The sequence below is a fragment of the Alteromonas sp. RKMC-009 genome, from assembly GCF_003584565.2.
Classification (GTDB): Bacteria; Pseudomonadota; Gammaproteobacteria; order Enterobacterales; family Alteromonadaceae; genus Alteromonas.
Genome location: NZ_CP031010.1, coordinates 280,439 through 303,322, shown reverse-complemented (window position 1 = coordinate 303,322; position 22,884 = coordinate 280,439). Strand labels below are relative to the sequence as shown.

Below are 22,884 nucleotides of genomic sequence, written 5' to 3'. Positions count from 1 at the left end.
CCGTTTTCTTGGGGATTGAAGCACATTGACCGTATTAACCGGTAATGTGCTTCCGATATATTTTTGCCCGGCCGGTGAGACTTATAAATTAAATGCAGACAACGGATGGGCAGATTGCAACGTCAGTAATACCCGCTGCTCAGGCATTACTTTCAATTCGTGAGATACTCTGGCACTCACAGTTTCACCCGAATCCAGCGCAGCAAACAATAATCTGCTGCCACCTTCAAAGCGGCTGCGCAACACCGTCGCGTTTGCCTGCTCCGGCTTTTCGGTAATAATCACATCGTCGGGCCTTACCAGCAATTCCACTAATTCTTGCTGATTGTCAGCAGAATAAACCGGTGCACTGCCGATAGCGGTTTCTACTTCATTGCCGGAAATACGCCCTTTGAGAAAACTGGCTTCTCCAAGAAAGCGTGCAACAAATTTACTGGCCGGCTTTTCAAAACACTGCTCTGGTGTATCCAGTTGTTCAAGCACACCTTTATTTAAGATCCCCACTCTGTCACCGACCGACAGGGCTTCATCCTGATCGTGGGTTACCCAAATTGCCGGTACACCCGCCTTCTTAAGCGCGTCGCGAATATCCCAGCGTAAACTATCTTTTAATGCGGCATCCAGATTGGAGAGCGGTTCGTCGAGTAATACATAAGCAGGCTCATGTGCCAGCGTTCTGGCCAGCGCCACCCGCTGCTTTTGTCCGCCGGATAACCGTGAAGGCTTAGCATGCCGGAAGTCACTCAGACCCAGTAATTCCAACCAGTGATCTGCCAACGCATTGTCTTTCAATCTGAACTGAACATTTTGCTCTACGGTGAGATGGGGAAAGAGTGCAAAGTCCTGAAACACCATCCCGACGTTGCGTTTTTCCGGTGGCACCTGTTTCTCAGGTGTGGAAACCCATCCACCCTGAGCAATTTTTCCTTCAGTTACAGGGATCAAACCCGCGAGTGCTTGTAAAACTGTTGTTTTTCCACAACCGGTGGGTCCGACTAACATTAAGATCTCGCTTTCATTAAGCTTGAGATCTAAATTTCGCACTACCCGATTAGATCCATAATCGACGGATAAACCATTAACTTCTAGCATCAGGAATGTTGACTCTCATTAACTGAAAATTCTGCTTTTCGCTCGCCGGTAAGCATCAGGATTAACCCGAGCCCGGAAATAAACACCAGACATAAACCCGGTACGGCGGCACGTCCGAAATAGCCAGCTTCATAAACACGCCACAGGTACGTTGCTAACGTTTCAAAACCTGTAGGCCCGAGCATCAATGTTGCCGGTAATTCACGCATAACTTCAAGGAAAACCAATGCGGCGCCGGCAATCATGCCCCGCGCTGTCAGAGGTAAGGTAATACGCAAAAACGCTTCTCTGGGCGAAGCCCCCAGTACCCGCGCAGCGTTTACCAGGCCACCATCCTGATTTTCAGTAGTACTGCGAACTGTACTCACAGCCAGCGGCAAAAAGCGCAATACATAGGCAATCACCAGCAAGCCCAGCGTCTGATACAGTACCGGAATTTGTAATCCGAGATAAACCAGCGCTGTGCCCATTACAATACCGGGGACACCGAATCCAAAATACGTTATACGCTCAAAGAATCGTCCTACCCGGCCGGCAATAGCCGCATGGGCAACGGGAATCGCCAGAAGGACTGCGACGACCGCGGCCATCATGGAAGCGTAGGCGGAATTCCATGCATAGGTAATATCAAAGCCTTCTGCTCCCTCCCGGGCCAGCCACAACACAAAAATGCCAAGAGGCAGAACCAGAGATAACAGAATAACCGGCGAAAACAGACCTGCGAAACCAAGACTTTTCGCCGGATGAACATGTATTTGAATGTGTTTGCCGGGTCGTTCTTTAGCACCACGGATTTGAGATTCGATGAAGAGAATAAGCACGACTATCAGCATTAACTGCAGCGATAACATGGCTGCCTGACTGAGACCAAAGGCGTTGTATTCCACGAATATTACCCGTGTAAATGTATCCAGCCCCATTATTGCCGGCGTCCCGAAATCAGATAACGCATACAGCGCCGCCAGCAATGCCCCGGCGGCAATACTGTTTACGACCCGTGGCAAAACGATGCGCCAGATACTGGCAGTTAATGATAGTCCTAATGTACGGGCGGCGTTTATCTGACTGGCATCAAGGCTGAGCAGCGCGGAACGGGTGGTCATCATCACAAACGGATAGGTGTACAACGTCATGACCAGCCCTGCTCCCCACAGTCCTTCCAGGGATGGCGTGGTCAAACCGGTAAAGCTCTCGATTTCGCCGCCCCGGCCGAAAGAAAAATAGAGGGTAAATGCGCCGAGGTAACTTGGCATAGCCAGCGGCGCCGCAAATAAAATTAGCCACAGTCGCTTTAAAGGCAAACTGACATATGCTGTAAGTAACGCCAGGGGCACCCCGACCATCACAGCCCCTGCCACCGTGAGCCCCATCAATGCCAGCGTATTCATTAATACAGTGATATTTCTGGTATCAAAAAACGCGGCATCATCAGAGGCAAGGGAAAATAAAACCCCGACGGGTAAAATTGCAATCACCGCAATGATGATTGCAAAGGGGTACGATTTAGGCAGGTTTTTCACAGAACGCCAACATTCCTCATCAAGTCTAATGTCGGTCTTATATCAGCTAACTTACGAAGATCCAAATCAGGAGGAGAAATACTGCTCAGAGGCGTGAGACCATCCGGTGGAGCTACGCCGCCGACCAGTGGAATTTCATAGGCTTCAGACGCCAGATAAGATTGCACTTCTCTGGTCAGCAGGTAACGGATAAAGTTTACCGGTAAATCACCTTCAGTGAGCGAAATAATGCCGGAGGCATTCACCAGGCACCCCGCATCACTTTTTGTGTAGGCGATATCTACGGTGGCATCCGGCTTGCCGGACTTAAGCCTTAACGTATAGTAGTGATTGGCAAAACCCAGGTCCACCTCACCACGCTCAACGCCCATCACCACACCCAGTTCACCGGCATATTTCTTCGCCCTGCTATTCACACCTTTCAGCCAGCTGGCTGTTGCTTTCTCACCTTCGAGAATGCGCATCGCTGTAACAAAAGACTGAAAAGAGGCATATGCAGGTGCCCATCCCAGTTTCAAATCTGTGTCGGCGAGGGCCATCACACTGTCAGGGATCTGGTCTGCACGCACCCGCTCAGTGTTATAAGGTAAAGTGCGGATACGTCCGGTTACCGGCGACCACATAGGGTACTGAAAACCCGGTTTCAGCTGATTGACCACGTCGTCTGGCAGGGGCTTTGCCAGCCCCTGATCAGTAATCATACCTATAGAACCGGTATCTACTGCCCAGAACAAATCCGCCCGTTTCACGCCGGCTTTAGCTTCGGCGACCAGCATATTGGCCAGCTCTGCCGTTGCACCGCGACGAATTTGTAAATTCAGTTCCGGGTTCTTTTTCTTGATCGCTTCAAGGACATTTTCGTAAAGTCCGCCCTCTCCTCTGCCAAGATAAAGCGTGAGGTCGCCTTTCAATTTTGGCAGTGAATCAACAGATACCGCGGTTGCCGGATTAGCGAAGGACATGCCGGGTAACAGCCCGAGACCGCCAGCTAAACCAGCCAGTCCCAGGCCCCGGACGAATGTTCTGCGTTGCATAGTGATTCCTTAAAACACGCTCTTACGATTTTTCTCTGCTTCTGCCAGCAACGTATAGGCTTTATCTAACTTAACCTGCATGGCGTTGACAACTTCACGCACTGCATCCACGCCTTTGTCTTGCTCGATAGCTTGCGGTAAAGATACGTTAAAATCTTTCTCAAGATCTTCAACCAGTGGCGCATCCAATTCAATTAGCGCACCTTCAATACCTTCAAAACGTTGCAGGTAGGTATCAAACACCAGTGTGGTTGCCACTTCAGACAACTGTTCTGCATACTTTGCTACTACGCGGTCAAGACGTACTTTAATGTCATCAATGACTTCTGTTGGTGTTGTCGGTTCAGCTTCGGTGGTCTGAACCTGGTCGATAAGGCCTTTTTTCTGATATTGAGAGGCCAGTTTTACCGCCCCCAGGCCCTGCCAGAGTGCATGTACCAGTTTTGCCTCTTCAGCACGGACAGCTGCCGTAGCGGCCCCGCTATCGATGGCTGTTTTTACACCGTAAATGCCTTGCCAGATGGTCGCATAAACAGGCACATACTGTGTCTCAATGGCTGAATGGAAATCTACTTCTTCCCAGTACTCAATCATAACGTCAGTATCTACTTTTCCTTTGCCCTGCTTTTCGTAGGCATCAACGACGGCACCAAATTTATCTTCCAGCCACTGCACTTCCTCTGAATATTCGCCCAGGTGCGCGTGAAGGTTATTTACGTGATCACCAATAGCACCATTTGCTGATACCTGAGAAGAAAAACTGCCGATAGAAAGTGCCAGCACTAAGGCAATTTTACAACGGGTTGATCCTGAGAAAGTCATGGTTAATCCTTAAATGTTTATTTTTTGAAAATGATACTTATTATCAATTGTCAAGTAAAGCCATAGACGTTATGTGTTATAACAGTCAAACATACTCTGTCGCAGGAGAAAATCCCATGAATGCAAACACAAATGAATGCCGCAATGAACGCAGCAAATGGGTGAAAGTAGCAACAGGTGCTGCGGTGTGCGTGGCTTCCCTGCTCTGCCTGCTAAAAATCGGCGGCTGGTTTATCACTGGTTCTGCTGCCATTCTCGGCTCACTTGCCGACAGTGGTATCGATTTACTGGTCAGTGTTGCAGCCGCAGGTGTGGCCTCATATGCTGCCCTTCAACCTGATACCAATCACAAATTCGGACACCATAAAGCAGAAGCGTTATTCGCTCTTGGCCAGGTCGCTCTGATAAGCGCTTCGGCATCGCTGGTATTGTGGGAGTCGGTGCATCATCTTGTGGATCCGGAGCCGGTTACCCGACCTGACATTGCGGTTGGCGTACTTCTGTTTTCGCTGATTGCAACCATTCTGCTGGTATCATTCCAGACGCTGGCATTAAAGCGCACCCGTTCATTAATCATTCAGTCTGACCGGGCTCATTACATTGGCGACATCTTTGCTATTACCGGTGCGCTGCTGGCAGTATTTACAGGTAGTTACTACGATATTCCAAGACTGGATGCCGTGGCCGGTTTGACAATGGGATTAGTTCTCACACATTCCGCCTGGCAGGTAACAAAAATAGCCATTCCCCAACTCATGGATGAAGAGTTGCCGGAAGAAGATAAAGAAACCATAAAACAAATTCTCGAAGCCAATACCAATGTTCTGAGCTATCACGCTTTACGTACCCGCCGCGCCGGTGATAAGAGCTTTATACAGCTCGACATTCAGCTTGATGCCGGACTGTCTTTCCGCGAAGCCCACGACATCACCGATGAAGTTGAATTGCAGATAGAAAATGCATTTACCGACGCCGATGTAATTATTCATGCTGATCCCGAGGGCGAAGCCAGACTTGAGCGCCGGGTCATCGAGGACGTAGAAGATTATCCGGCGTCCGGTTCACAGTGATCAGGAACACATCACGAAAATAAAAACAATTATCATTTGGTTTTAACTTAAGATAGAATTAAGCGCTTTCATACTTGCTGCCCCTGACGATCCACGGTAGTCACTCTTCTAAAACCAAGTATAAGATTATGTTTTCACGCTTCAGAGACAGTATGACCTGGCTGCACACCTGGACAGGCCTGATATTGGGCTGGTTGCTGTTCGCTGTGTTTGTTACCGGTACGCTGGCTTTCTTCCAGTTTGAAATAACCCGCTGGATGCAACCGGAGTTGACTCACCCGGCCACTCCGGCCAATGCCGTCTCCAATGCTCAGGCCTTTCTGCTGAAAGAAGCCCCCGACTCACCGCGCTGGTCCATCGGCGTGCCGGGTGAACGGGATACGGTGTCCACACTCTTCTGGCGGGCCAGTGACGCCGGTCCCCGTGGCTTTAAAAGAGCGACACTGGATGGCACGGGACAGGAAGTGTCAGTCAGAGAGACCCGTGGCGGCAACTTTCTATACCGCTTCCATTTTGATCTTCATTATATGCCGGTGATCTGGGCACGGTGGCTGGTCAGCATAGCTGCCATGTGCATGTTTATCGCTCTCATCTCCGGCATCATTATTCACAAGAAAATCTTTAAGGACTTTTTCACCTTCAAGTCAGGCATGGGTATGCGAAGCTGGCTGGATGCCCATACGCTGACCTCCGTGCTGGCCGTGCCCTTCCATCTTATGATCACCTACACCGGCCTGGTTACCCTCATGCTGATGATTTACGGCTGGGCCATGAACACCACGTTCGGTGACAGGGGCAGTTATTTTGAGGCTGTTGAAGCCAGGCAGGCGCAACCTGCTGCCAGTGGCATCAGGGCGGAACCGGTGAATTTGCAGACGCTGTTCGACGACGCACAGAAACGCCTGGGCGGCGCTGAAATTACGTTTATCGGGGTTGATAACCCCACAGATAAGAACGGTTCCATCGAATTTATGGAAGTACCGACCAATGGGCTGATTTCTCCGTACCGCCGCCTTGTGTATTCAACAGCCACCGGTGAACTGTTGTCGACCCGCGCAGTCCCCTCCGTGGCAGAGCAAACCCGCAGAACCATGATAAATCTGCATGCCGGCCGCTTCGCTGACTGGCCACTGCGCTGGCTGTATTTTATCTCCGGTATCACAGGTTCGGTGATGATTGCTACCGGCCTGGTATTGTGGAGTAAAAAGCGGGAAAAGAAAGCGCCTCACAAAGGTCATCAATGGGTACGGGTTTTAAATGCAGCAACCATTATGGGTCTGCCTTTTGCGGTGGCCAGTTTCTTTCTTGCTAACCGCGTTTTACCGGAAACACTCACTGACCGCGCGCAATCAGAAATTGACGTATTTTTTGCCGGCTGGCTCATTGTGCTGGTGATGTCTTTACTGACCGGCGAACACAGGCGCTGGCGCTACTCAGCCATGCTCAATGCTGTGACTTTCATGTTGCTGCCACTGCTCAGCATGATAACTGTGACAAAACATATTGGTACATATCAGCTCCCGGAAGACAGTATTTTACTGGTGATGGATATCTGCCTGGTGGTGACAGGCTGTCTGTTCCTGTTGCAGTGGAAAATACTGAACAGAAAACATCATGAAGCCATGGAAACAGAGGTGGGGCACTATGCAAAATAGCCTGTTTGTCTGGCGCCTGTTGCTGGCCGTGTTCGGGAGCTTTGTACTGGTTTCGTTGCTGTCTGTTGCGCTTACAGGTCTGCTTTTTCAACTGGCTGACATTGATAAAGCCGTAACGTTTATCTGGTGCATGTTATTTGGCTTTATTGCCTACAGCGTGCTGGTGATATGGATTATTGCCACCCGGAAGCTGCTGCGTACCAGTGCTGTCGTGCTCTTATCAAGCCTGAGTTGCTGGCTGTTTATCAGCATAGGGAGCAACCTGTGACCCTGCTGTCTTTGCTTCTTTGCACTGTGGCATTCTGGAGCCTGGCCGCCGCCATGCCCCGTAACCGCAAATTTTTGATTTCGCCGGCTTCTGTTCCCCTGTCAGACAACACCCTGAAATATGCCGGATTTCTGCTTTTAACCCTCTCACTAATCCTTTCCTGTGAAAGTGAAGGCATTGCTGAGGGCATCGTTTACTGGTGCTACGAAATGACCGTTGGCGCATTACTGGTAGCCCTTTACATATCAAATAATCAGAGGCGCAAAGCCCGGAAATAACTACAACACTTTGGAGACATTATGAAAACACCTGAAAACCGCTTAGCCCCCTTGGCAACGGCTGTAATGCTGTCACTCACTCCCGCTCTGGCGATGGCGCAGGAAGCTGCTCCCGCCGGTGACACCCTCGAACACGTTGAAGTGACCGGTAAATATACCGTAACAGAACGAATCGATACGGCCACAGGTCTGGGCCTGACGCTGCAGGAAACGCCGCAATCAGTGAGCGTTATCACTAAAGAGCGTATCCGTGACCAGGCACTGGATACCGTCATTGACGTAGTACAAAACACGACAGGTGTGTCTTTCCGCATGCTGGATAACGTGCGGAACACCCTGCAGTCCCGTGGTTTCGATATCACCACTTACCAGATTGACGGTGTACCGTTACCCTGGAGTCTGGCGGCGGATTCCGGTGAAACTGTCGCAGATGTGGCGATTTTTGAGCGGGTTGAATTTGTACGCGGTTCTACGGGCCTGTTAACCGGTGTGGGCGATCCTTCCGGTTCTATCAACCTGGTGCGCAAGCATGCAGACAGCACAGATTTAGCGGGTGACGTGAGCTTTGCACTGGGCACATGGAACAATTTTGAAGTCATGGCAGATGTATCAACCGGACTGAATGACGAAGGCACTATTCGTGGCCGTGTAGTGGCCAAGTATGAAGACAGTGAATCGTACCTGGACATCTTCACCAATGAATCTACCGTGCTGTACGGTGTTGTTGAAAGTGATATCACCGACAGAACGCTGGTGCGCGTAGGCATGAGCTACCAGAATAACGTACCAAAAGGTAACTTCTGGGGTGGCCTGGTAGGTTTATACAGTGACGGCACGCCGACAGACTGGGACGTATCAACCACCACGTCTGCTGACTGGACCCGCTGGGAAACGAAAAACACCAACATCTTTGCCAACGTAGAGCACACCTTTAACAACGGCTGGGAACTGCGTGTTAACTATAACCGCATGGATTACAAAAAGCCGGATGTCAGATTGCTGTATGTGTACGGTTCTCTGGATAAAGAAACCGGGGCCGGCCTTATTGCATGGCCTTACCGTGCAGAGGGCGAAAGCTCACTGGACAGCCTGGATATTCAGTTAAAGGGTGACTACAAGCTGTTTGATACCATGCATGAATTCGTTATTGGCGGTTTGTACAGTGACCAGTCTGCCATCGCTGAAACCTACTCTGTTGTGAGCAGCGACCCTCTTGCCATCTCTGATTTCTACACCTGGGGTAATGATTGGAGCGAGCCGGTATGGACTGACGCGCCAGACACCGTTGCTCAGGACATGGATACCGAACAGAAAGGCTTTTACGCTGCCACCCGTCTTAACCTGACAGAGCAGTTAAAAGTGATTGCCGGTGGACGGATTGCAAGTTGGGAACGTTCCGGTAACAGCTACGGCACACCTACAGATTTTGGTGAAACAGGTGTATTTATTCCTTACGCCGGCCTGTTGTATGACGTAACAGAGCAGCACCGCGTTTACGCAAGCTACACCGATATTTTCCAGCCTCAGAATGCGGTAAACCGTTACGGTGAATACCTGGATTCCCTGCAGGGCGTTACCTATGAAATGGGTCTGAAAAGCCGTTTCCTTGACGAGCGTTTAAACACCGCTATCTCGGTATTTAAAATTGATCAGGATAACCTGGCTCAGGACGACATCGCTGAAGACGGTACGCCTTATTACGTTCCTGACTCGCCGGCCACCATTGCCCAGCGGGAAGCACAGGGTACTGAAAGTACCGGTTTTGAAGTGGAAGTAGTGGGTCAACCTGTTGATGGCTGGAACATCAATGTGGGCTGGTCACAGTTTGAAGCCGAAGATGCGGAAGGTAACGACGTTAACCCAAGCTATCCCCGTAAGCAGTTCAAACTGTTCACTACCTACAACTTTATCGACAGTGTGCCGGGCCTCACCATTGGTGGTGGTGTGAACTGGATGGACGAAGTATCGCAAAGCGGTGTTACCCAGGACGCTGTTGCTATTACAAACCTGATGGCAAAATACAGCTTCAGCGACCGGGTGGACGTTCAGCTTAACGTAAACAATCTGTTTGACGAAGAGTACTACAACTACATCTCAGGCAACGCGCAAATCCAGTATGGTCAACCGCGTTTCACACAAGTGAGATTCAACTACTCGTTCTGATCTGTGTTGAGTGAGGCGGCTTACTTCTGTTGAAAGGATTTCAACAGGCGGTAAGCCGCTTTTTCATTTCAGGCAACATCGGAGTCTCCGGCCCCCTGTTTATCGTTTTACACTGTCAAATTGTGCATTTTGCGCGCATTATAGAAAAATTGCCGGCAAATTTGCTCTGTTAACCCGGCCATCAGACAAGGATAAAAACAATGTGCGACAACCATACAGAATCCGACATTCACGATTTTAAGAAAAACGGCGGGCAGTTAAACCGTCGTGACTTCAGTAAACTCGTAGGATTAGGCGCTTTGTCTTCCGCCTTTCCTCAATTTGCCATGGCCTCCGGCGAGGTACAAACGCAGCAGGTAATGGTGAACACACCTGATGGCGTGGCCGACTGTTTGTTGGCGAGCCCGAAAAGCGGCAAACATCCTGCGGTGGCAATGTGGCCGGACATTATGGGTCGCCGCGCGTCATACGATTTAATGGGTCAGCGCCTGGCTGCCGCCGGATATGCTGTGCTGGTGGTAAACCCCTTCTACCGGGATGTAAAAGGTGCTGCCCTGCCCGATGGCATCAGTTTTCCGGCACCGGAAGCCCGCGAAATTTTGGGACCCATGCGCGCTAAACTCACGCCGGATAATACCAACTCTGACAATCGCGCCTTTTTCGACTTTTTAAACGAACAGTCTGTGGTGGATGCAAGCGCACCAAAAGGCGTGCTGGGTTATTGCATGAGCGGCACCTTTACTATGTACGCTGCCGCCGCTTTCCCTGAAGAAGTGGGCGCGATTGCTACCTTCCACGGCGGCGGTCTGGCCACGAAAGAAGACGACAGTCCCCATTTCACCGTTGCTGACTCAAAAGCACTGGCATTACACGCCATCGCAGAAAATGACGCCCAACGCAGTCCGGAGATGGAACCCTTACTCGTTGAAGCCTATAAAGAAGCGGATTTGCAGGCAGACATTGCTGTATATCCCGGCACGCTGCACGGCTGGACGCCACCGGATTCAAAGGTGTACAACGAGGAACAGGCCGATGCTGCCTGGAACAGAATGCTGAAGATCCTGGACAAAGGCCTTCACGCCTGAAGAAAAAATACGCCTGCCGGATAAGAGGCAATTAAAAAACAAAGCCGGCTGTTTTGATGAACAGCCGGCTTTTTTACAGCTGATTATCAGAACGTGTAGTTCGCCGACACCAGGTAGCTGCGACCGGGCTCGTTAAAGGTATTTGCACCGGCACTGGAAGCCTGTGTACCTTCACGGCGAACATCTGTATTAATGAAGTTCTTCACTGACAGGTTGAAGCTCAGATTATCATTAAACTGATAGACCGCATTCAAGTTAGCAATGGTATAGGCATCGCGATCTTCACCGGTAATTGCCTGACCTGAATTTTGGCTCAGCTCCGGACTTTCAGTTTTACCATAGTGCTGACCACTCAGTACAAGCTGGATTTGCTCTGTTGCCTGCCAGGTCAGCATGGCATTAACCGTGTAGTCCGGCACGATTGACAGTGGTACACCCGTTTCTTTGTCTTTCGTTTCCAGCATAACCGTCAGGTTTGTCGACCACTGAATACTGTCAGTCAGGTTAAACTGCAGGTTACCTTCCAGACCACGTATTACGGCTTCAGGAATGTTGTACCACTGGAAAACCTGAACATTGGCTTCACCGCCTTCCTCACCGGGCAGCACGTATTCCGGCGCCACGTTACCGGTACCAATGCGGTTCTTATAATCGTTGTGGAAGTAAGTAATACCGGCATTTACACCGTCTTCGTTAGTGTAATTAATACCAATTTCTTTGTTAACGGAGGTTTCGTGTTCAAGGTCAGGGTTACCGATAATGTGACAACCACCGCCAATGCTGGGAAAGTCTAAAGGACAGCCACCACCACGGGTATAATACACATAGTTGGGGTTCAACTGATACAGGTTAGGGGCTTTAAACGCACGGCTGATACCACCCTGTACAACAATATTCTTTGTTGCCTGCCAGGATGCATTCAGACTGGGCGATAAATTCGTGCCGGCTTCGCTGTGATTGTCAAAACGGATACCCGGTGTAACTGTCACTGAATCAGAAAGCAAAATGTTATCTTCCACATACACACCAATCAGTGTGGCATCAGTTTCAGACGGACGGCTATCAGGATCGGCAGTAGCCCCCGGAATTTCGCTTTCATCAGCCACGTTTAGAGTAAGCTGATTACTCACTGCATCATCCAGCGTCTCGCCGCGGAATTCTGCACCGAATGTTGCCGTTTGCGCAAAGCCTCCCAGTTCTAATGGCACGTTCCATTCTGTTTTGGCGGTAATGTTAGACAACTTGATCGTGGTTTTTTCAAGGCTGTTGATAGCACCTTCACCACCACCGGCAGAACCTTCGCCCAAGCGGCTGTTGGTTGTACCTTCGTACTGAATATAGCTGAACGAGTCACCGAAATCGTACTGACCCGTGTGGGTAACACCCAACGTGCGGCGGTACATCACCAGGGTTTCTTCCCCAATCAGTGCCAGCGCATCGGTTTCGCCAAGTTCATCTTCCGTAGGGATAATCGGGTTGTCGTTTTCGTCTACGCCGTAACGGATCCCCTGGAAGGCGTTATCGCCGGCATATTCATTGCCCTGGCGGCTGAAAGCACCTTCGAAATCCCAGCGGTGTTCTTTACTTTGCTGGAAACGAACCAGTGTACGGAAATCCATGTTCTCCACACCTTCACGACCGGCACCAACCGCTTTAGCCGAGCCGCCACGACCTGTCGATGTATCAGTAACTTCAAGGTTCAGTTGCGGATCATCGGCTTCCTGTTTGTTGTAGTTAACAATGGTGCGGTGAGAGAAGCGGTCTGACAAAGGCGCGCTGCTCACTACGTTGATACGGTGATTACCGCCTTCATATTCATTTTGCGGAATTTCCGTTTGCAAAGACACGGTGGTTGACGCCACTTCAGGGGATTTTGTGATGATATTAATCACACCACCCGATGCACCTGAGCCATATCGGGCAGCAGCCGGACCACGAATAACTTCTATACTTTCAATAGCTTCCGGCGGCACCCAGTTACTGTCACCACGGGTGTTCCGCTCCCCCGAGCGTCCCATTTTCACTGAGTTACGTGACAACACCGGCTTACCGTCAATCAGGATCAATGTATTCTCAGGCCCCATCCCGCGAATATCAATCTGACGCTTGTTGCCGTACTGACCTGAAGACGAGTTACCGGTCAGGTTAATACCCGGCATGGTACGAACGATTTCTGAAATGTCATTGGTGACCGGACGGCGCTTGAAGTCTTCTTCTGTGATAACCGATACACCCTGCGCCTGCTTCAGTTCCTCTGAAGCGGCTTTTACAACGGTGACATCCAGCGTTTCCGGCTCTTCCTGTGCAATAGCTGAGAGTGAGAAAAGAGAAGAGATAGCAGCGGACACAGCTGTGCACACAAACTTCCGGTTTGTATTAAACATGCGAGATTCCTATTTAAGTATGGTCTTTTTATAAATGATAATGATTATTATTATTTTTATTTAACGCATTATACTTAAGTGGAGCTGTGTTACTACCCCGCAAAATATATTTCGGGGAAATTCGGGTCAAAGTTGAGTGAAATTTTACGAAGAGCAGGTGAAACGCACTCTGCACGAAACAGTCAGCGTTTAAGGAAAGCTAGCTGATAGCGGTTTTTAATGCAGAACGGTAGTTGATTAATGTCGTCCGGCAGGCGTGTGCTACTGCCCCTTCCTCTTTGCCCTTCAGTTTCAACAAATCGACAAGGTCAAACAGCGAATTTTGTTGCTGCCTGCTGTTTTTCTGTAACAGATAGAAGAAGCGCCGGCTTTTACTGATTACGGCGCCGATAAACTTATCCATACGCCGCTGCTCACACTCGTACACATCAGTAATAAGCTGGCTTGCCATTAACCTGCCTATACAGTCGGCGGCAGAACAGTCTTGTTGTTTACATTCCGATACCCAGGGGCAACAGGCGCATAAATCCTGAATATCTGCCCGCAAGCAGTGCATAACAGGTAACTTACGATCTGACTCCAGCCATGCTGACAGCTCTTTGGGTACAGGTGTAGCTGCGCGATCCATCAAAAACTGATAGTGATGAAGCAAAAGCGCACCAACCCGTGATTTGTTGTAGAACACTTTTTCTGTTTTGAGAAATTGCCTGAAGGTGGAAATTTCAACGGCCGATGCACTGCAGATCCGTTGAGATCTTGCATCGTCGTATAATAAAACGAGCGCCATGACTTTCTCCGTTTACCATGTAAAGCGCCTGGATGTTTGACTGGTTTGCGGTGGCTTACTCTGTTTCAGAGCGACCTAAAAAGCGAACCAGTAAACCACATGATGCAGCTGTGCCCGCAGACAACAGCAAAAAGATAATTGCTTCCATCGTTCGACTCCCACTGAATGTAAAGTTTATCCGGCAAAAAACAGGCCCCAGTACCGGGGCAGATGCCTGAAGTGTGATCATTATTATTATGATAGGGACGGTTTTAAGATACACCGCAAAAACCAATAACGCAAATGATAATTATTACCAATTAGAAATTAAAATCATTTTAATTGCTTTATCACATTGATATTTGTCACGAAGTCTCTAATACTAAAGTCGACAATTTGTTCTCAGTAGCATGCCCTGACAAAGACGTTTTACTTTTTTACAAGGAGCACTGCGGCTTTGCCCAATGGCGGGCATCAGGCGTGTTTCTGACGATTCCTTTCTTTGTCTGTCAAAAATGTTGTTAATCCGTCACCGGAACTCGCTGTTTTTCGCAGTCTTACTATACTTTGCTTAAAAATCCATCAGGCAAATCGTGTTGTATTGCTCCGCTTTACTTTCTCAACTGAAATGCGAGGAACGCAACTTGAATTGGTTACATCGATTTTCTCTGGTTCAGCTCACGCTGATCAGTGCCGCACTATTGTTTGTCTTTGCTTTTTTCCTGGTTGGTAAAGATGTGAGTCATACCCTCGCACAGCGCTCAGGTGCAGGTAACGACACGGACCTCATCCGGTTGCTCGACCGGCTGGAAAAAGTGGCCCATCATCATGCCGTTGAACGGGGACTAACAGCAGGCTTCCTGGGTTCAGGCAGTGATGAGGCAAAAGCGAAAGTAGATGCTCAGCGCATTAAAGCTGACGCTGCAGAACAACAACTTATGGCGCTGTTATCCGGCCAGTGGCCGGAAAGCTTCAATGTGCCGCGAAAAGTCGCTTTGTTGCAGGAAACCTTGAAAGCTAAGCCGGCGATCAGAAAAGAAGTGGATGCCGGCAATGGCAAAAATGCCTTTGGCTTTTACAGCAAGCTGAATAAATCTGCTCTGGATGCAGCCTCAAACCTCACCCTGAATATTCATAGCAGCGAAGCGGCCACAGAGCTTACCTATGCGATTCAATATGCGTGGCTCAAGGAGCGGCTTGGACAGGTACGGGGCAAAGTAAATGGCGTGCTTGCTAAACGCGCCGTAAATCCTGCCGCCCTTAACGAAATTTCTGCCTACGAGCAGGATATTGGTTACATCACAAAGCAATTAAATAATTTGCTCAGCGGGAATGACCTTTCAGCATTTAAGCAGGTAGCAGACTCTGCAGACGCCGGGTTAATGAAAAGCGTGGTGGATGCTTTGCAATCTGACCCCGTTAACTTTTCTGTTCTGCCGGCTCCGGCTGACTGGTTTCAGGCCTCCACACGGCAAATCGGTAAGGTCAAGCAACAGCTGGACAAGCAATGGGAGCGCATCAATAGTATGGCCATCAGCAACAGTGACATGGCTAACAGCCAGCTCATGTTGATAATCGGATTTTCACTGATTGTCGTGCTGGTCATTGGCCTGCTCTACTTCTTTATGATTTCTCTGTTACGCCAGCAGTTACGCAGCCTTTCAACCAATCTGGATAAAGTATCGGGCAATGGCGATCTGACAGTCAATATACGATTGCCGGACAATAACGAACTGGGGCAGATTTCCGGCTACATCGATAAGACCATTCACACATTGCGGGATTTACTGCAAAGCGTGAAAGAATCTGTGAGTATTTCAAACCGCATCAGTGACGATTTATATAAGTCGACTTCAGTGGTATTAAAAGATGCCGACGAGACATCCGGTAAGGCCATGACGATTTCTTCTGCAATTGAAGAAATGGCAACCACCAGCGAAGAGATAGCGCGGTCAACAATGAAAACACTGGAAGCCAGTCAGTCGTTAAAAGGCATTTCTGAACGCTCTCTGGCCGCAAACCGGGAAATTAAAGCCGCCATGCAGGCATTAACCATAGACATGGACAGCGTGGCCGCCGAGGCACAAACCATGGGTCAGCAGGTGTCTGAAATCAGTACGATTCTGAATACAATTAACACCTTGTCTGAGCAAACCAACTTACTGGCTTTAAACGCAGCCATCGAAGCCGCACGGGCAGGCGAACACGGGCGCGGTTTTGCCGTGGTCGCCGATGAAGTAAGACAACTCGCCACTGCCAGCCGGGCTTCGACGGATAAAATTTCAGACTTACTGGAAAACCTCACGAATGTGAGTAATACGGTTATCAGTGGGATCAGCAGTAATAATGAGCGGGCCATGGAATCCCTGAATGTCACAGCTCAGGGCGAACAGGCGGCAGAAGAAGTGAAACAGGGGGCCGGTAACGTGGAACAGCTTGCTAACACTATGTCGGCAGCCACCGAAGAGCAGTCGGTTACTGCCCGTCAGATAGCTGAAAATATCCTTGGCGTACAGGATGCCGCTGCTCATGAACATACATTGGCGCAGGAACTGAATAAGCTGGCAGAGAAGCTCAAACAAAACAACGAGGTACTGCAATCGAAAATGCACAAGTTCCGCGTTAACTGATGGATAAAATTGGCTTGACTAATTTACCTGTCTCCCTATGCTTTTACGGTTAAGCAGACAGAAAAATCAGAATCAGGCCATGAAAGTAGAAGCGGTAAAAGTACGCAGACTTTATATTGAAGTCGCCACACAAATAGAAAGTCAGATCCGCAGCGGAAATATCAAACCGGGCGAGCGTTTACCCTCAGAGCGTGACCTGGCAGTACGGTTTGAAGTGAGCCGCCCCACTATTCGTGAAGCGATGATTGCCCTTGAAATTGCCGGTCTGGTGGAAATTCGCACCGGGTCAGGCATTTATGCTTTGCCGCTGAATGAACTGGATGCCGGACAACTTGATGATGTACCCGGTCCCTTCGAAGTACTGGAGGCACGCCTTCTGGTTGAGCCTGAAGCGGTTAGTCTTGCCGCCGCCAGAATAAACAAAGAACAGCTGGCGGTACTGGAAAACGCCCTTCGCATCATGGAAGACACCAAATCCAGTGAGAAAGCCAAAGAGCAGGCTGATGAACTCTTCCACTGCACCATCGCAACAGCGACCGACAACAGCGCACTGGAATCTTACGTGAAATGGCTGTGGGGATTGCGCAACCAGTCAGTGCTCAGTTCCACATTTCACCAGCGGGTACGGGATTTAGGCGTTCACCCGTATGTAGATGAACACCGTAAAATCCTCAATGCACTGAAACTCCGCGATCCGTCCAGGGCCCGCAATGCCATGCACGCCCATATATCAAACGCCATCGAACAGGATATGGATGTTTTGCAGCTTGACGGGCGTAGTTAATTTTTTACCTGTGTACTGATTGTACTTTCTGCAAAACCGTATCTTATTGCTTTTGCTGACAAGTGACTCTCATCATCAATAACAAGGTGACCAGTATACAGGTGCCAGTGTTTTTGTTCAGGGTCGGTAGAATAAGTGATCGACGCACCTTCGGTCTGACTGCTCAGAATCACTTTTTTCTTATTTCCGCTAACTTCTTCAAGTTTAATAACCGGAGCTGAAGTTTGTGGTTGATTGCCGCCGGGCCACATTGCATTAATTAACATGTCTTCCGATTCGTACTTGCCGTCATCAACAACATCCATCCAATTATCCAGTGCAGACTCCAGCTCACTTTGGATCTCCCGGACATCTGGCTGACCAGCGATGTTATTGATTTCATGCGGGTCGTTCAATGTGTCGTACAGTTCAATTTCAGCCCTCGGAGCCGAGAAATAGGACTCCTGAAGAGGTGTCAGCAACCCGGCCTGATGGCGTTCATTTAATTCCTGCATAGCCGGAAACCAGTCACGGAAAGGAAGCGGGCGGAAATAAGGTTTATCAGCTAAGTAGTTACGGATTAACTTATACCGTTTATTCCTGACAGCCCGGACTTTGTCTTCAACCTGGTCCATCCGGTCTCTTGCTGCAAAGATATAGTCCCTCTGATTACTCAGAAAGTTTCTCCCCTGCATGTAATCGGGTACCTCTACTTCGGCCATGGTCAATACGGCAGGTGCAATATCGACCATTGATACCAACCGGCTGTCGACAGTATTCGGGCTAATGCCGTCAGGAAACCTTAATATCATAGGTAACTTAATACCTGAGTCCAGTACGGCTCTTTTGGCACGCGGGAAACCATCACCGTTGTCAGTGGTCCAGAGTATAATCGTATTTTCCAGCAGATTGTCTTCTTCAAGATTACTTATGATACTGCCCACCTGAGCATCCATGTAATGGATCAAGTCATACATTTGCGTTACAGAGTCACGTACTTTCGGCGTATCAGGTAAATAAGGAGGCACAGTGACATCTTTTGATTGCGTCACCTCCTGTACATTCTGGCTAACCCCCCCCCATTGCTTTTAAGAATCCTGCGTGAGGGCCTTCAATAGTTTCCTGTGTCTTCCGTGGAGCCAGCCTGCTTTCGTGGGTTGAGAGCAGATTAATCATTGCGAAAAACGGCTTCCCGGAAGGCAGCTTTCTCCAGACCGCTAAATCCGGCTCATCCATGAAGCCATTTACATCCACATCCCAGATACTAAAAGGTTCGCCAAACTGATAGTCACGCTTTGCCACATTCGCTGTCGCATATCCGGCACGTCTGAGCAACTCAGGATATGCTTTAACATGCGGTGGGGGTACAGCCCGGTAGTGTTTATCCTCCGTGCGCATATGTTGCGCACCGAAAGATATTGGCTACATACCTGTAATATGAGCAGCCCGGCTGGGGGCACAAACACCGGCAACGGTGAAGAAATTCGTATAGCGGATCCCCCCGGCAGCTAATTTATCTAAGTTGGGAGTCTGCGCGATACTGTCACCAAAAGCGCCGATCTTGCTACTTACATCATCAGCCATGATGACAACAATATTAGGGTGTTCTGTAGCAGCGGTTGCGGGTTGAAAAATGAGTAGGGTTAAAAGCAACCAGTGTAGAAGTAAAACTCTGTTCATAGCAAATTCTTACGGGAAGATCATAAGTTGCCGTTAATATAATATTTACTCTTTATTTTCAGAAGCCTTGTTTATCAATATGAGCTATTGAAAAAATAGATTCCCGCCTGAAAAGTGCCTGACCAAACATCCTGTTTAGTTGGTCAGGCAGCATGACAAGACAGAATGTCCCCGTTTTAATCGTAAATAGGCTTTAACACCGTATCGATGTAGTAGCGGGACAACGCCATGGACGCCAGATAATCCGGCGAACCGTCGGTTTCCAGTGTCATCCAGCCTTTGTACTGATGCTTCTTCAACAGCGCATACAGCCCTTTAAAATCCAGTACACCCTCACCCGGCTCCCAGAACCAGCGCTTGCCGTCGTCCTGAATTTCAGGATCTTTAGAGAAGCGGACTTCATCCGGCAGGCCCGGGTCTGCAGTGTCTTTTAAGTGAAAACCGCTGATGCGATCGGCGTAAGTATCATAGAAATCCAGTAAGTCTTCGCCCATCAATGAAATCTGCGCGGTATCAATGCAGTAGAAAACCGATTCCGGGTTGGTCATTTCAATAAAGCGGCGATGCTCGTTCAGATTAATGCCACAGAAGAACTCATTGTGCAGCCCTACTTTGACCCCTTTTGAAATAGCATAGTCACCAATGGCGTTAATGGCGCGGGCACAGTTTGCCAGTTGCTCTTCGTTGAGCGGGCCGATGCCGTGGTAGTTGTCGGTAGGACAGGTATTCATTTGTGTACCGCCAAACTTAACAATGGTGTCTACCGCGTCTTTCCCGGCCTGCACCACTTCGTCGAATTTCTCTTTCACGTGGCAGGCATGTGCCCCGTGAAACATACCGGTCACCTCCACACCGCGGGCAGCGGCAAAATCGCGGAATGCTTCCGGCGAGCCGAACAGCGGAGTTAAGTCAGCCAGATCCCAGGGCGCAATTTCAATACCGTCGAAGCCGAGGGCTTTCTGGTATTTCAACAGCTTGTCCCAGTCGGCGTAATACACGCTGTTAGTGTTGTCTTCGTAGTAAAAATCACGAAAGTTAGGTACCTGCGCGTAGGGCACAACTTTCCAGTGACACATATTGGCATAACGGATGTTCGACATAACTCAGGCCTCCACAACGTCAGACAACGGGGTCTGTGAACAATGCTGATTGATCAGCGCGCGGTTCCGTAACATGGCGCGCATGGGGTCGCGGGTATGATGGTTAGAAAAGCACACTTTTTCCGGTGGCAGCGACCCGCTTACCATTTCCAGAATGTTATTCACCGGCACCCTGCCCTGACCGGCATCACAGAAAACCTGAGTAGCTTGCTGCGGCGGAAACTCCGGGTTCGGCGCATGGGCAAAAGCACGGCTGTCTTCAAGTTTGGTATCAGAAAGCTGTACGTAGGCAGTGATATCAAGATTCGCATTCAGAAAGGCTGAAGGATCTGAACCGCTCAGCGCAATATGCGCAGTGTTTACCACCAGCTCCACGTTGTCTTGCTGACGACAAAAATCGACCACGGTATTTACCGGCAAAATGCTCCAGTACTCCGGCCTGAGGCCCAGCTTCACACCTTCATCTTTCGCTTTTTCAGCGAGTTCTGTGAACAGAGTCAGAGTGCGTACAATAAAATCTCCGGCATCGTCTTTTAATCCCGGATGATAATGAAGCAGTCGCCCGGCATAGGCAGAAGGCGATAACACCAAAATATCTGCGCCCAGATCACGGGTAAAGCCAATGGCCTGACTGGCGAAATGCCCGAACGCACCAAAATAAAAATCCATATGCGGATTACGTACAAACAGGTTGGGTGTAAAAGTGACCGCACTCACGCCGCGTATACCTGCTGAAGCCAGTAATTCCAGGTAGTTTTCGCTGTTGCCGTATTTGGTTTCAATGCTGTAAGGCGTCATTGGCACGCCGCTGCGGCCACCAAACTGCCACACAGGCTCGAAAGGCACTTCAATATGGTCAAACCCGGCCGCAGCAATCAACGGATACAGTTCTTCCCAGAACTGACGGGTTTCATAACGGTTACGGTTAGGTTCCTGGTAGTGCCGGTTTATCATGTCCAGGCTCATGGCGAAATGGCTGCTCATACGGCCTCCTTGTTAAATGCAGTAATTTGCTCACGAATAAACTGCAGCGCCTGCGAGGTCGCCACAGACGGATAGCACTCAACGCCAATGGCACCGCGATAACCGCTGTTTGCAATAAGCTGAAGCATATTGTGCCAGTCTACTGAACCTGCGCCGGGCTCATGACGGCCGGGGAAATCGGCAATCTGAATGTGACCAATATGGTCTTTTGCCTGCTCCAGCGTAGCAGCTACATCTTCGCCTTCTGCCAGAGAATGATAGATATCGTAAAGCACCTTCACACTGTCGCGGTTTAAGGTTTTTGCCACATGCAATGTGTCGCTGGTATGACTGAAGAACACGCCGGGATGATCAACACGGGTATTTACCGCTTCAAGCAACAGGGTTAGCCCATGCTTTTCTGCGACTTCCGCTGCACGGCCAATGGCTTTGCATACCACAGCGAGTGATGCCTGCCGGTTCAGAAACGGCGCACCGGTACCGGAACCGCACACCAGATGCTGACAGCCCAGCGCTTTAGCCTGCTGCGCTGTTTGTTCAACGGTTTCAATAAACTTGTCGTGGGTGTCTTCCAGCACCAGCATGATGCGCGGGTCCACCAGCATGGTATGCAGGGTCACGTTGTGTTTTTCCAGTGCTCCGGCTACCTGCGCGGTTTGCGCCGGCGGAACAGCAAACACTTCCACTTTGTTAATGCCACATGCCGCAGCCATTTCGATACGCTGACTTAACGCATCGCCGGCTTCATGGAACATGTATTCAAGATTGGCTGATAAACTGAACATGACAGTTTACTCCATACCCAGCGCTTTACGCGTGGAGGCCACGGCCTGCGCCGTTGTCATATCGTTAAGCACGAACTCCATGCCGATCCAGCCTTTGTAGCCTTCAGACTCCAGCATGCTCATGACTGCCTGCCAGTCGATGTCGCCGGTACCCGGTGCGCCACGTCCCGGCATATCCGCTACCTGAATATGCTCAACCCATTGCATGCGACCTTTCAGCACGGTAGTTATGTCATCACCCATTACGAGCGAGTGATACGCATCGTAAATCAAGCGCAGGTTCGGGCTGTTTACTGCTTCGACCAAATCCAGGGCAACAGACACCGACACCAGGTACATGCCCGGGTGATCAACCTTGTCATTGAGTGGCTCAAGCAACAGTGTTACCTGCTTCTCTTCTGCCAGTGCCGCCGCTTTTTTCAACGTTGCTACAGCCAGTTCGAAATGTTCTTCAGGGGTTTTACCCGGCAACACAAAGCCAGATGCAATAATCATTTTTGAGCAGCCCAGTGTTTGTGCGGCCCCTGCAGATCCTTCGATAGCGGTAAGCAGTTCTTCCTGCTGGGTTAAGTCAACAATACTGCGACGGGGATCTACGCAAAAACTGGTCAGCGTCAGGCCGGTTTCATCCAGTGCGGCTTTGATATCTTCAATGGGCTTATCGCGCCACAGGTGAAACTCCACCCCGTCCAGACCCGCCTTTTTTGCGCAATGAACGCGGTCGGCGAGGCTGTCTGCTTCATCGGCAAATAACCATTCAATACAAGCGGATAATTTCATTTTGATTCCTGTAATTATAAATAAA

General features: G+C 49.7%; 21 protein-coding genes. 8 read left to right on the top strand and 13 right to left on the bottom strand.

Annotation, left to right across the window (positions count from 1 at the left end):
- Positions 1–81: 81 nt before the first annotated feature.
- From DS731_RS01290 to DS731_RS01275, 4 genes are read right to left on the bottom strand one after another with little or no spacing between them, the layout of a single operon-like run.
- On the bottom strand, positions 82–1,092 hold the full coding sequence (locus tag DS731_RS01290) for an ABC transporter ATP-binding protein (RefSeq protein WP_119499639.1): 1,011 nt from the start codon (positions 1,090–1,092) through the stop codon (positions 82–84).
- Complete coding sequence (locus tag DS731_RS01285; protein WP_119499638.1) at positions 1,092–2,612, bottom strand: ABC transporter permease; 1,521 nt, start codon at positions 2,610–2,612, stop codon at positions 1,092–1,094. The genes DS731_RS01290 and DS731_RS01285 overlap by 1 nt, the downstream gene beginning before the upstream one ends.
- On the bottom strand, positions 2,609–3,646 hold the full coding sequence (locus DS731_RS01280) for an extracellular solute-binding protein (protein ID WP_119499637.1): 1,038 nt from the start codon (positions 3,644–3,646) through the stop codon (positions 2,609–2,611). Before DS731_RS01280 ends, DS731_RS01285 begins: the two co-directional genes overlap by 4 nt.
- Before the next feature lie 9 nt (positions 3,647–3,655).
- A complete protein-coding gene (locus DS731_RS01275) occupies positions 3,656–4,468 on the bottom strand; it encodes a hypothetical protein (RefSeq protein ID WP_119499636.1) in 813 nt (270 codons plus the stop codon).
- A 116-nt stretch (positions 4,469–4,584) separates the two neighbouring features.
- Between DS731_RS01275 and DS731_RS01270 the strand changes: the two genes are divergently transcribed.
- The 6 genes from DS731_RS01270 (at position 4,585) to DS731_RS01250 (ending at position 10,987) form a co-directional block, all read left to right on the top strand.
- Entirely contained in the window at positions 4,585–5,538 is a 954-nt protein-coding gene (locus tag DS731_RS01270; RefSeq protein WP_161599066.1) for a cation diffusion facilitator family transporter, read from the top strand.
- 128 nt (positions 5,539–5,666) lie between these two features.
- Positions 5,667–7,193, top strand: a complete 1,527-nt coding sequence (locus DS731_RS01265; RefSeq protein WP_119499634.1) for a PepSY-associated TM helix domain-containing protein — start codon at positions 5,667–5,669, stop codon at positions 7,191–7,193.
- The gene (locus DS731_RS21850; RefSeq protein ID WP_161599065.1) at positions 7,183–7,461 is read left to right on the top strand and encodes a hypothetical protein; all 279 of its coding nucleotides are present in this window, start codon (positions 7,183–7,185) and stop codon (positions 7,459–7,461) included. The genes DS731_RS01265 and DS731_RS21850 overlap by 11 nt, the downstream gene beginning before the upstream one ends.
- On the top strand, positions 7,458–7,739 hold the full coding sequence (locus DS731_RS01260) for a DUF3325 family protein (RefSeq protein ID WP_161599064.1): 282 nt from the start codon (positions 7,458–7,460) through the stop codon (positions 7,737–7,739). Before DS731_RS21850 ends, DS731_RS01260 begins: the two co-directional genes overlap by 4 nt.
- A gap of 21 nt (positions 7,740–7,760) precedes the next feature.
- Positions 7,761–9,902, top strand: coding sequence for a TonB-dependent siderophore receptor (locus DS731_RS01255; protein WP_119499632.1), 2,142 nt, complete (start codon positions 7,761–7,763; stop codon positions 9,900–9,902).
- 200 nt (positions 9,903–10,102) lie between these two features.
- Positions 10,103–10,987 carry a dienelactone hydrolase family protein gene (locus DS731_RS01250; protein WP_119499631.1) on the top strand — a complete coding sequence of 295 codons (885 nt, stop codon included), beginning with the start codon at positions 10,103–10,105 and terminating at the stop codon, positions 10,985–10,987.
- Positions 10,988–11,073: 86 nt separating this feature from the next.
- On the opposite strand, the gene DS731_RS01245 is transcribed toward DS731_RS01250, so the two are convergent.
- Both DS731_RS01245 and DS731_RS01240 read right to left on the bottom strand, forming a co-directional pair.
- Positions 11,074–13,371: a FepA family TonB-dependent siderophore receptor gene (locus tag DS731_RS01245; protein ID WP_119499630.1), complete on the bottom strand. Its 2,298-nt coding sequence runs from the start codon at positions 13,369–13,371 to the stop codon at positions 11,074–11,076.
- A gap of 199 nt (positions 13,372–13,570) precedes the next feature.
- On the bottom strand, positions 13,571–14,158 hold the full coding sequence (locus DS731_RS01240) for a hypothetical protein (protein ID WP_119499629.1): 588 nt from the start codon (positions 14,156–14,158) through the stop codon (positions 13,571–13,573).
- A 623-nt stretch (positions 14,159–14,781) separates the two neighbouring features.
- Between DS731_RS01240 and DS731_RS01235 the strand changes: the two genes are divergently transcribed.
- Together DS731_RS01235 and DS731_RS01230 are read left to right on the top strand one after the other, a co-directional pair.
- Complete coding sequence (locus DS731_RS01235) at positions 14,782–16,767, top strand: methyl-accepting chemotaxis protein (RefSeq protein ID WP_150154213.1); 1,986 nt, start codon at positions 14,782–14,784, stop codon at positions 16,765–16,767.
- A 79-nt stretch (positions 16,768–16,846) separates the two neighbouring features.
- Complete coding sequence (locus tag DS731_RS01230) at positions 16,847–17,551, top strand: FadR/GntR family transcriptional regulator (protein WP_119503247.1); 705 nt, start codon at positions 16,847–16,849, stop codon at positions 17,549–17,551.
- Here the strand turns inward: DS731_RS01230 and DS731_RS01225 are convergent.
- The 7 genes from DS731_RS01225 to DS731_RS01195 all read right to left on the bottom strand — a co-directional run bounded on the left by DS731_RS01225 (position 17,548) and on the right by DS731_RS01195 (position 22,859).
- Positions 17,548–18,582 (bottom strand): sulfatase/phosphatase domain-containing protein, encoded by a 1,035-nt coding sequence (locus tag DS731_RS01225; RefSeq protein ID WP_119499626.1) that lies wholly within the window; start codon positions 18,580–18,582, stop codon positions 17,548–17,550. The two genes, DS731_RS01230 and DS731_RS01225, sit on opposite strands and share 4 nt — an antisense overlap.
- A 16-nt stretch (positions 18,583–18,598) precedes the next feature.
- Positions 18,599–18,928 (bottom strand): hypothetical protein, encoded by a 330-nt coding sequence (locus tag DS731_RS01220; RefSeq protein ID WP_119499625.1) that lies wholly within the window; start codon positions 18,926–18,928, stop codon positions 18,599–18,601.
- Positions 18,929–18,952: 24 nt separating this feature from the next.
- Positions 18,953–19,210 carry a sulfatase-like hydrolase/transferase gene (locus DS731_RS01215; RefSeq protein WP_119499624.1) on the bottom strand — a complete coding sequence of 86 codons (258 nt, stop codon included), beginning with the start codon at positions 19,208–19,210 and terminating at the stop codon, positions 18,953–18,955.
- A gap of 176 nt (positions 19,211–19,386) precedes the next feature.
- Positions 19,387–20,310, bottom strand: a complete 924-nt coding sequence (locus tag DS731_RS01210; protein ID WP_119499623.1) for a sugar phosphate isomerase/epimerase family protein — start codon at positions 20,308–20,310, stop codon at positions 19,387–19,389.
- Between the two features lie 3 nt (positions 20,311–20,313).
- Positions 20,314–21,294 (bottom strand): sugar phosphate isomerase/epimerase family protein, encoded by a 981-nt coding sequence (locus tag DS731_RS01205; RefSeq protein ID WP_119499622.1) that lies wholly within the window; start codon positions 21,292–21,294, stop codon positions 20,314–20,316.
- Complete coding sequence (locus DS731_RS01200; RefSeq protein WP_119499621.1) at positions 21,291–22,079, bottom strand: TIM barrel protein; 789 nt, start codon at positions 22,077–22,079, stop codon at positions 21,291–21,293. The genes DS731_RS01205 and DS731_RS01200 overlap by 4 nt, the downstream gene beginning before the upstream one ends.
- Positions 22,080–22,085: 6 nt before the next feature.
- Positions 22,086–22,859, bottom strand: coding sequence for a TIM barrel protein (locus DS731_RS01195; protein WP_119499620.1), 774 nt, complete (start codon positions 22,857–22,859; stop codon positions 22,086–22,088).
- Positions 22,860–22,884 lie beyond the last annotated feature (25 nt).

Excerpts from the sequence above, each read along its gene's own strand:
- DS731_RS01290 (WP_119499639.1), bottom strand. The coding sequence starts at position 1,092 with ATGCTAGAAGTTAATGGTTTATCCGTCGATTATGGATCTAATCGGGTA.
- DS731_RS01280 (WP_119499637.1), bottom strand. The coding sequence starts at position 3,646 with ATGCAACGCAGAACATTCGTCCGGGGCCTGGGACTGGCTGGTTTAGCT.
- DS731_RS01275 (WP_119499636.1), bottom strand. The coding sequence starts at position 4,468 with ATGACTTTCTCAGGATCAACCCGTTGTAAAATTGCCTTAGTGCTGGCA.
- DS731_RS01270 (WP_161599066.1), top strand. The coding sequence starts at position 4,585 with ATGAATGCAAACACAAATGAATGCCGCAATGAACGCAGCAAATGGGTG.
- DS731_RS01265 (WP_119499634.1), top strand. The coding sequence starts at position 5,667 with ATGTTTTCACGCTTCAGAGACAGTATGACCTGGCTGCACACCTGGACA.
- DS731_RS21850 (WP_161599065.1), top strand. The coding sequence starts at position 7,183 with ATGCAAAATAGCCTGTTTGTCTGGCGCCTGTTGCTGGCCGTGTTCGGG.
- DS731_RS01255 (WP_119499632.1), top strand. The coding sequence starts at position 7,761 with ATGAAAACACCTGAAAACCGCTTAGCCCCCTTGGCAACGGCTGTAATG.
- DS731_RS01250 (WP_119499631.1), top strand. The coding sequence starts at position 10,103 with ATGTGCGACAACCATACAGAATCCGACATTCACGATTTTAAGAAAAAC.
- DS731_RS01245 (WP_119499630.1), bottom strand. The coding sequence starts at position 13,371 with ATGTTTAATACAAACCGGAAGTTTGTGTGCACAGCTGTGTCCGCTGCT.
- DS731_RS01240 (WP_119499629.1), bottom strand. The coding sequence starts at position 14,158 with ATGGCGCTCGTTTTATTATACGACGATGCAAGATCTCAACGGATCTGC.
- DS731_RS01230 (WP_119503247.1), top strand. The coding sequence starts at position 16,847 with ATGAAAGTAGAAGCGGTAAAAGTACGCAGACTTTATATTGAAGTCGCC.
- DS731_RS01220 (WP_119499625.1), bottom strand. The coding sequence starts at position 18,928 with ATGCGCACGGAGGATAAACACTACCGGGCTGTACCCCCACCGCATGTT.
- DS731_RS01215 (WP_119499624.1), bottom strand. The coding sequence starts at position 19,210 with ATGAACAGAGTTTTACTTCTACACTGGTTGCTTTTAACCCTACTCATT.
- DS731_RS01210 (WP_119499623.1), bottom strand. The coding sequence starts at position 20,310 with ATGTCGAACATCCGTTATGCCAATATGTGTCACTGGAAAGTTGTGCCC.
- DS731_RS01205 (WP_119499622.1), bottom strand. The coding sequence starts at position 21,294 with ATGAGCAGCCATTTCGCCATGAGCCTGGACATGATAAACCGGCACTAC.
- DS731_RS01200 (WP_119499621.1), bottom strand. The coding sequence starts at position 22,079 with ATGTTCAGTTTATCAGCCAATCTTGAATACATGTTCCATGAAGCCGGC.
- DS731_RS01195 (WP_119499620.1), bottom strand. The coding sequence starts at position 22,859 with ATGAAATTATCCGCTTGTATTGAATGGTTATTTGCCGATGAAGCAGAC.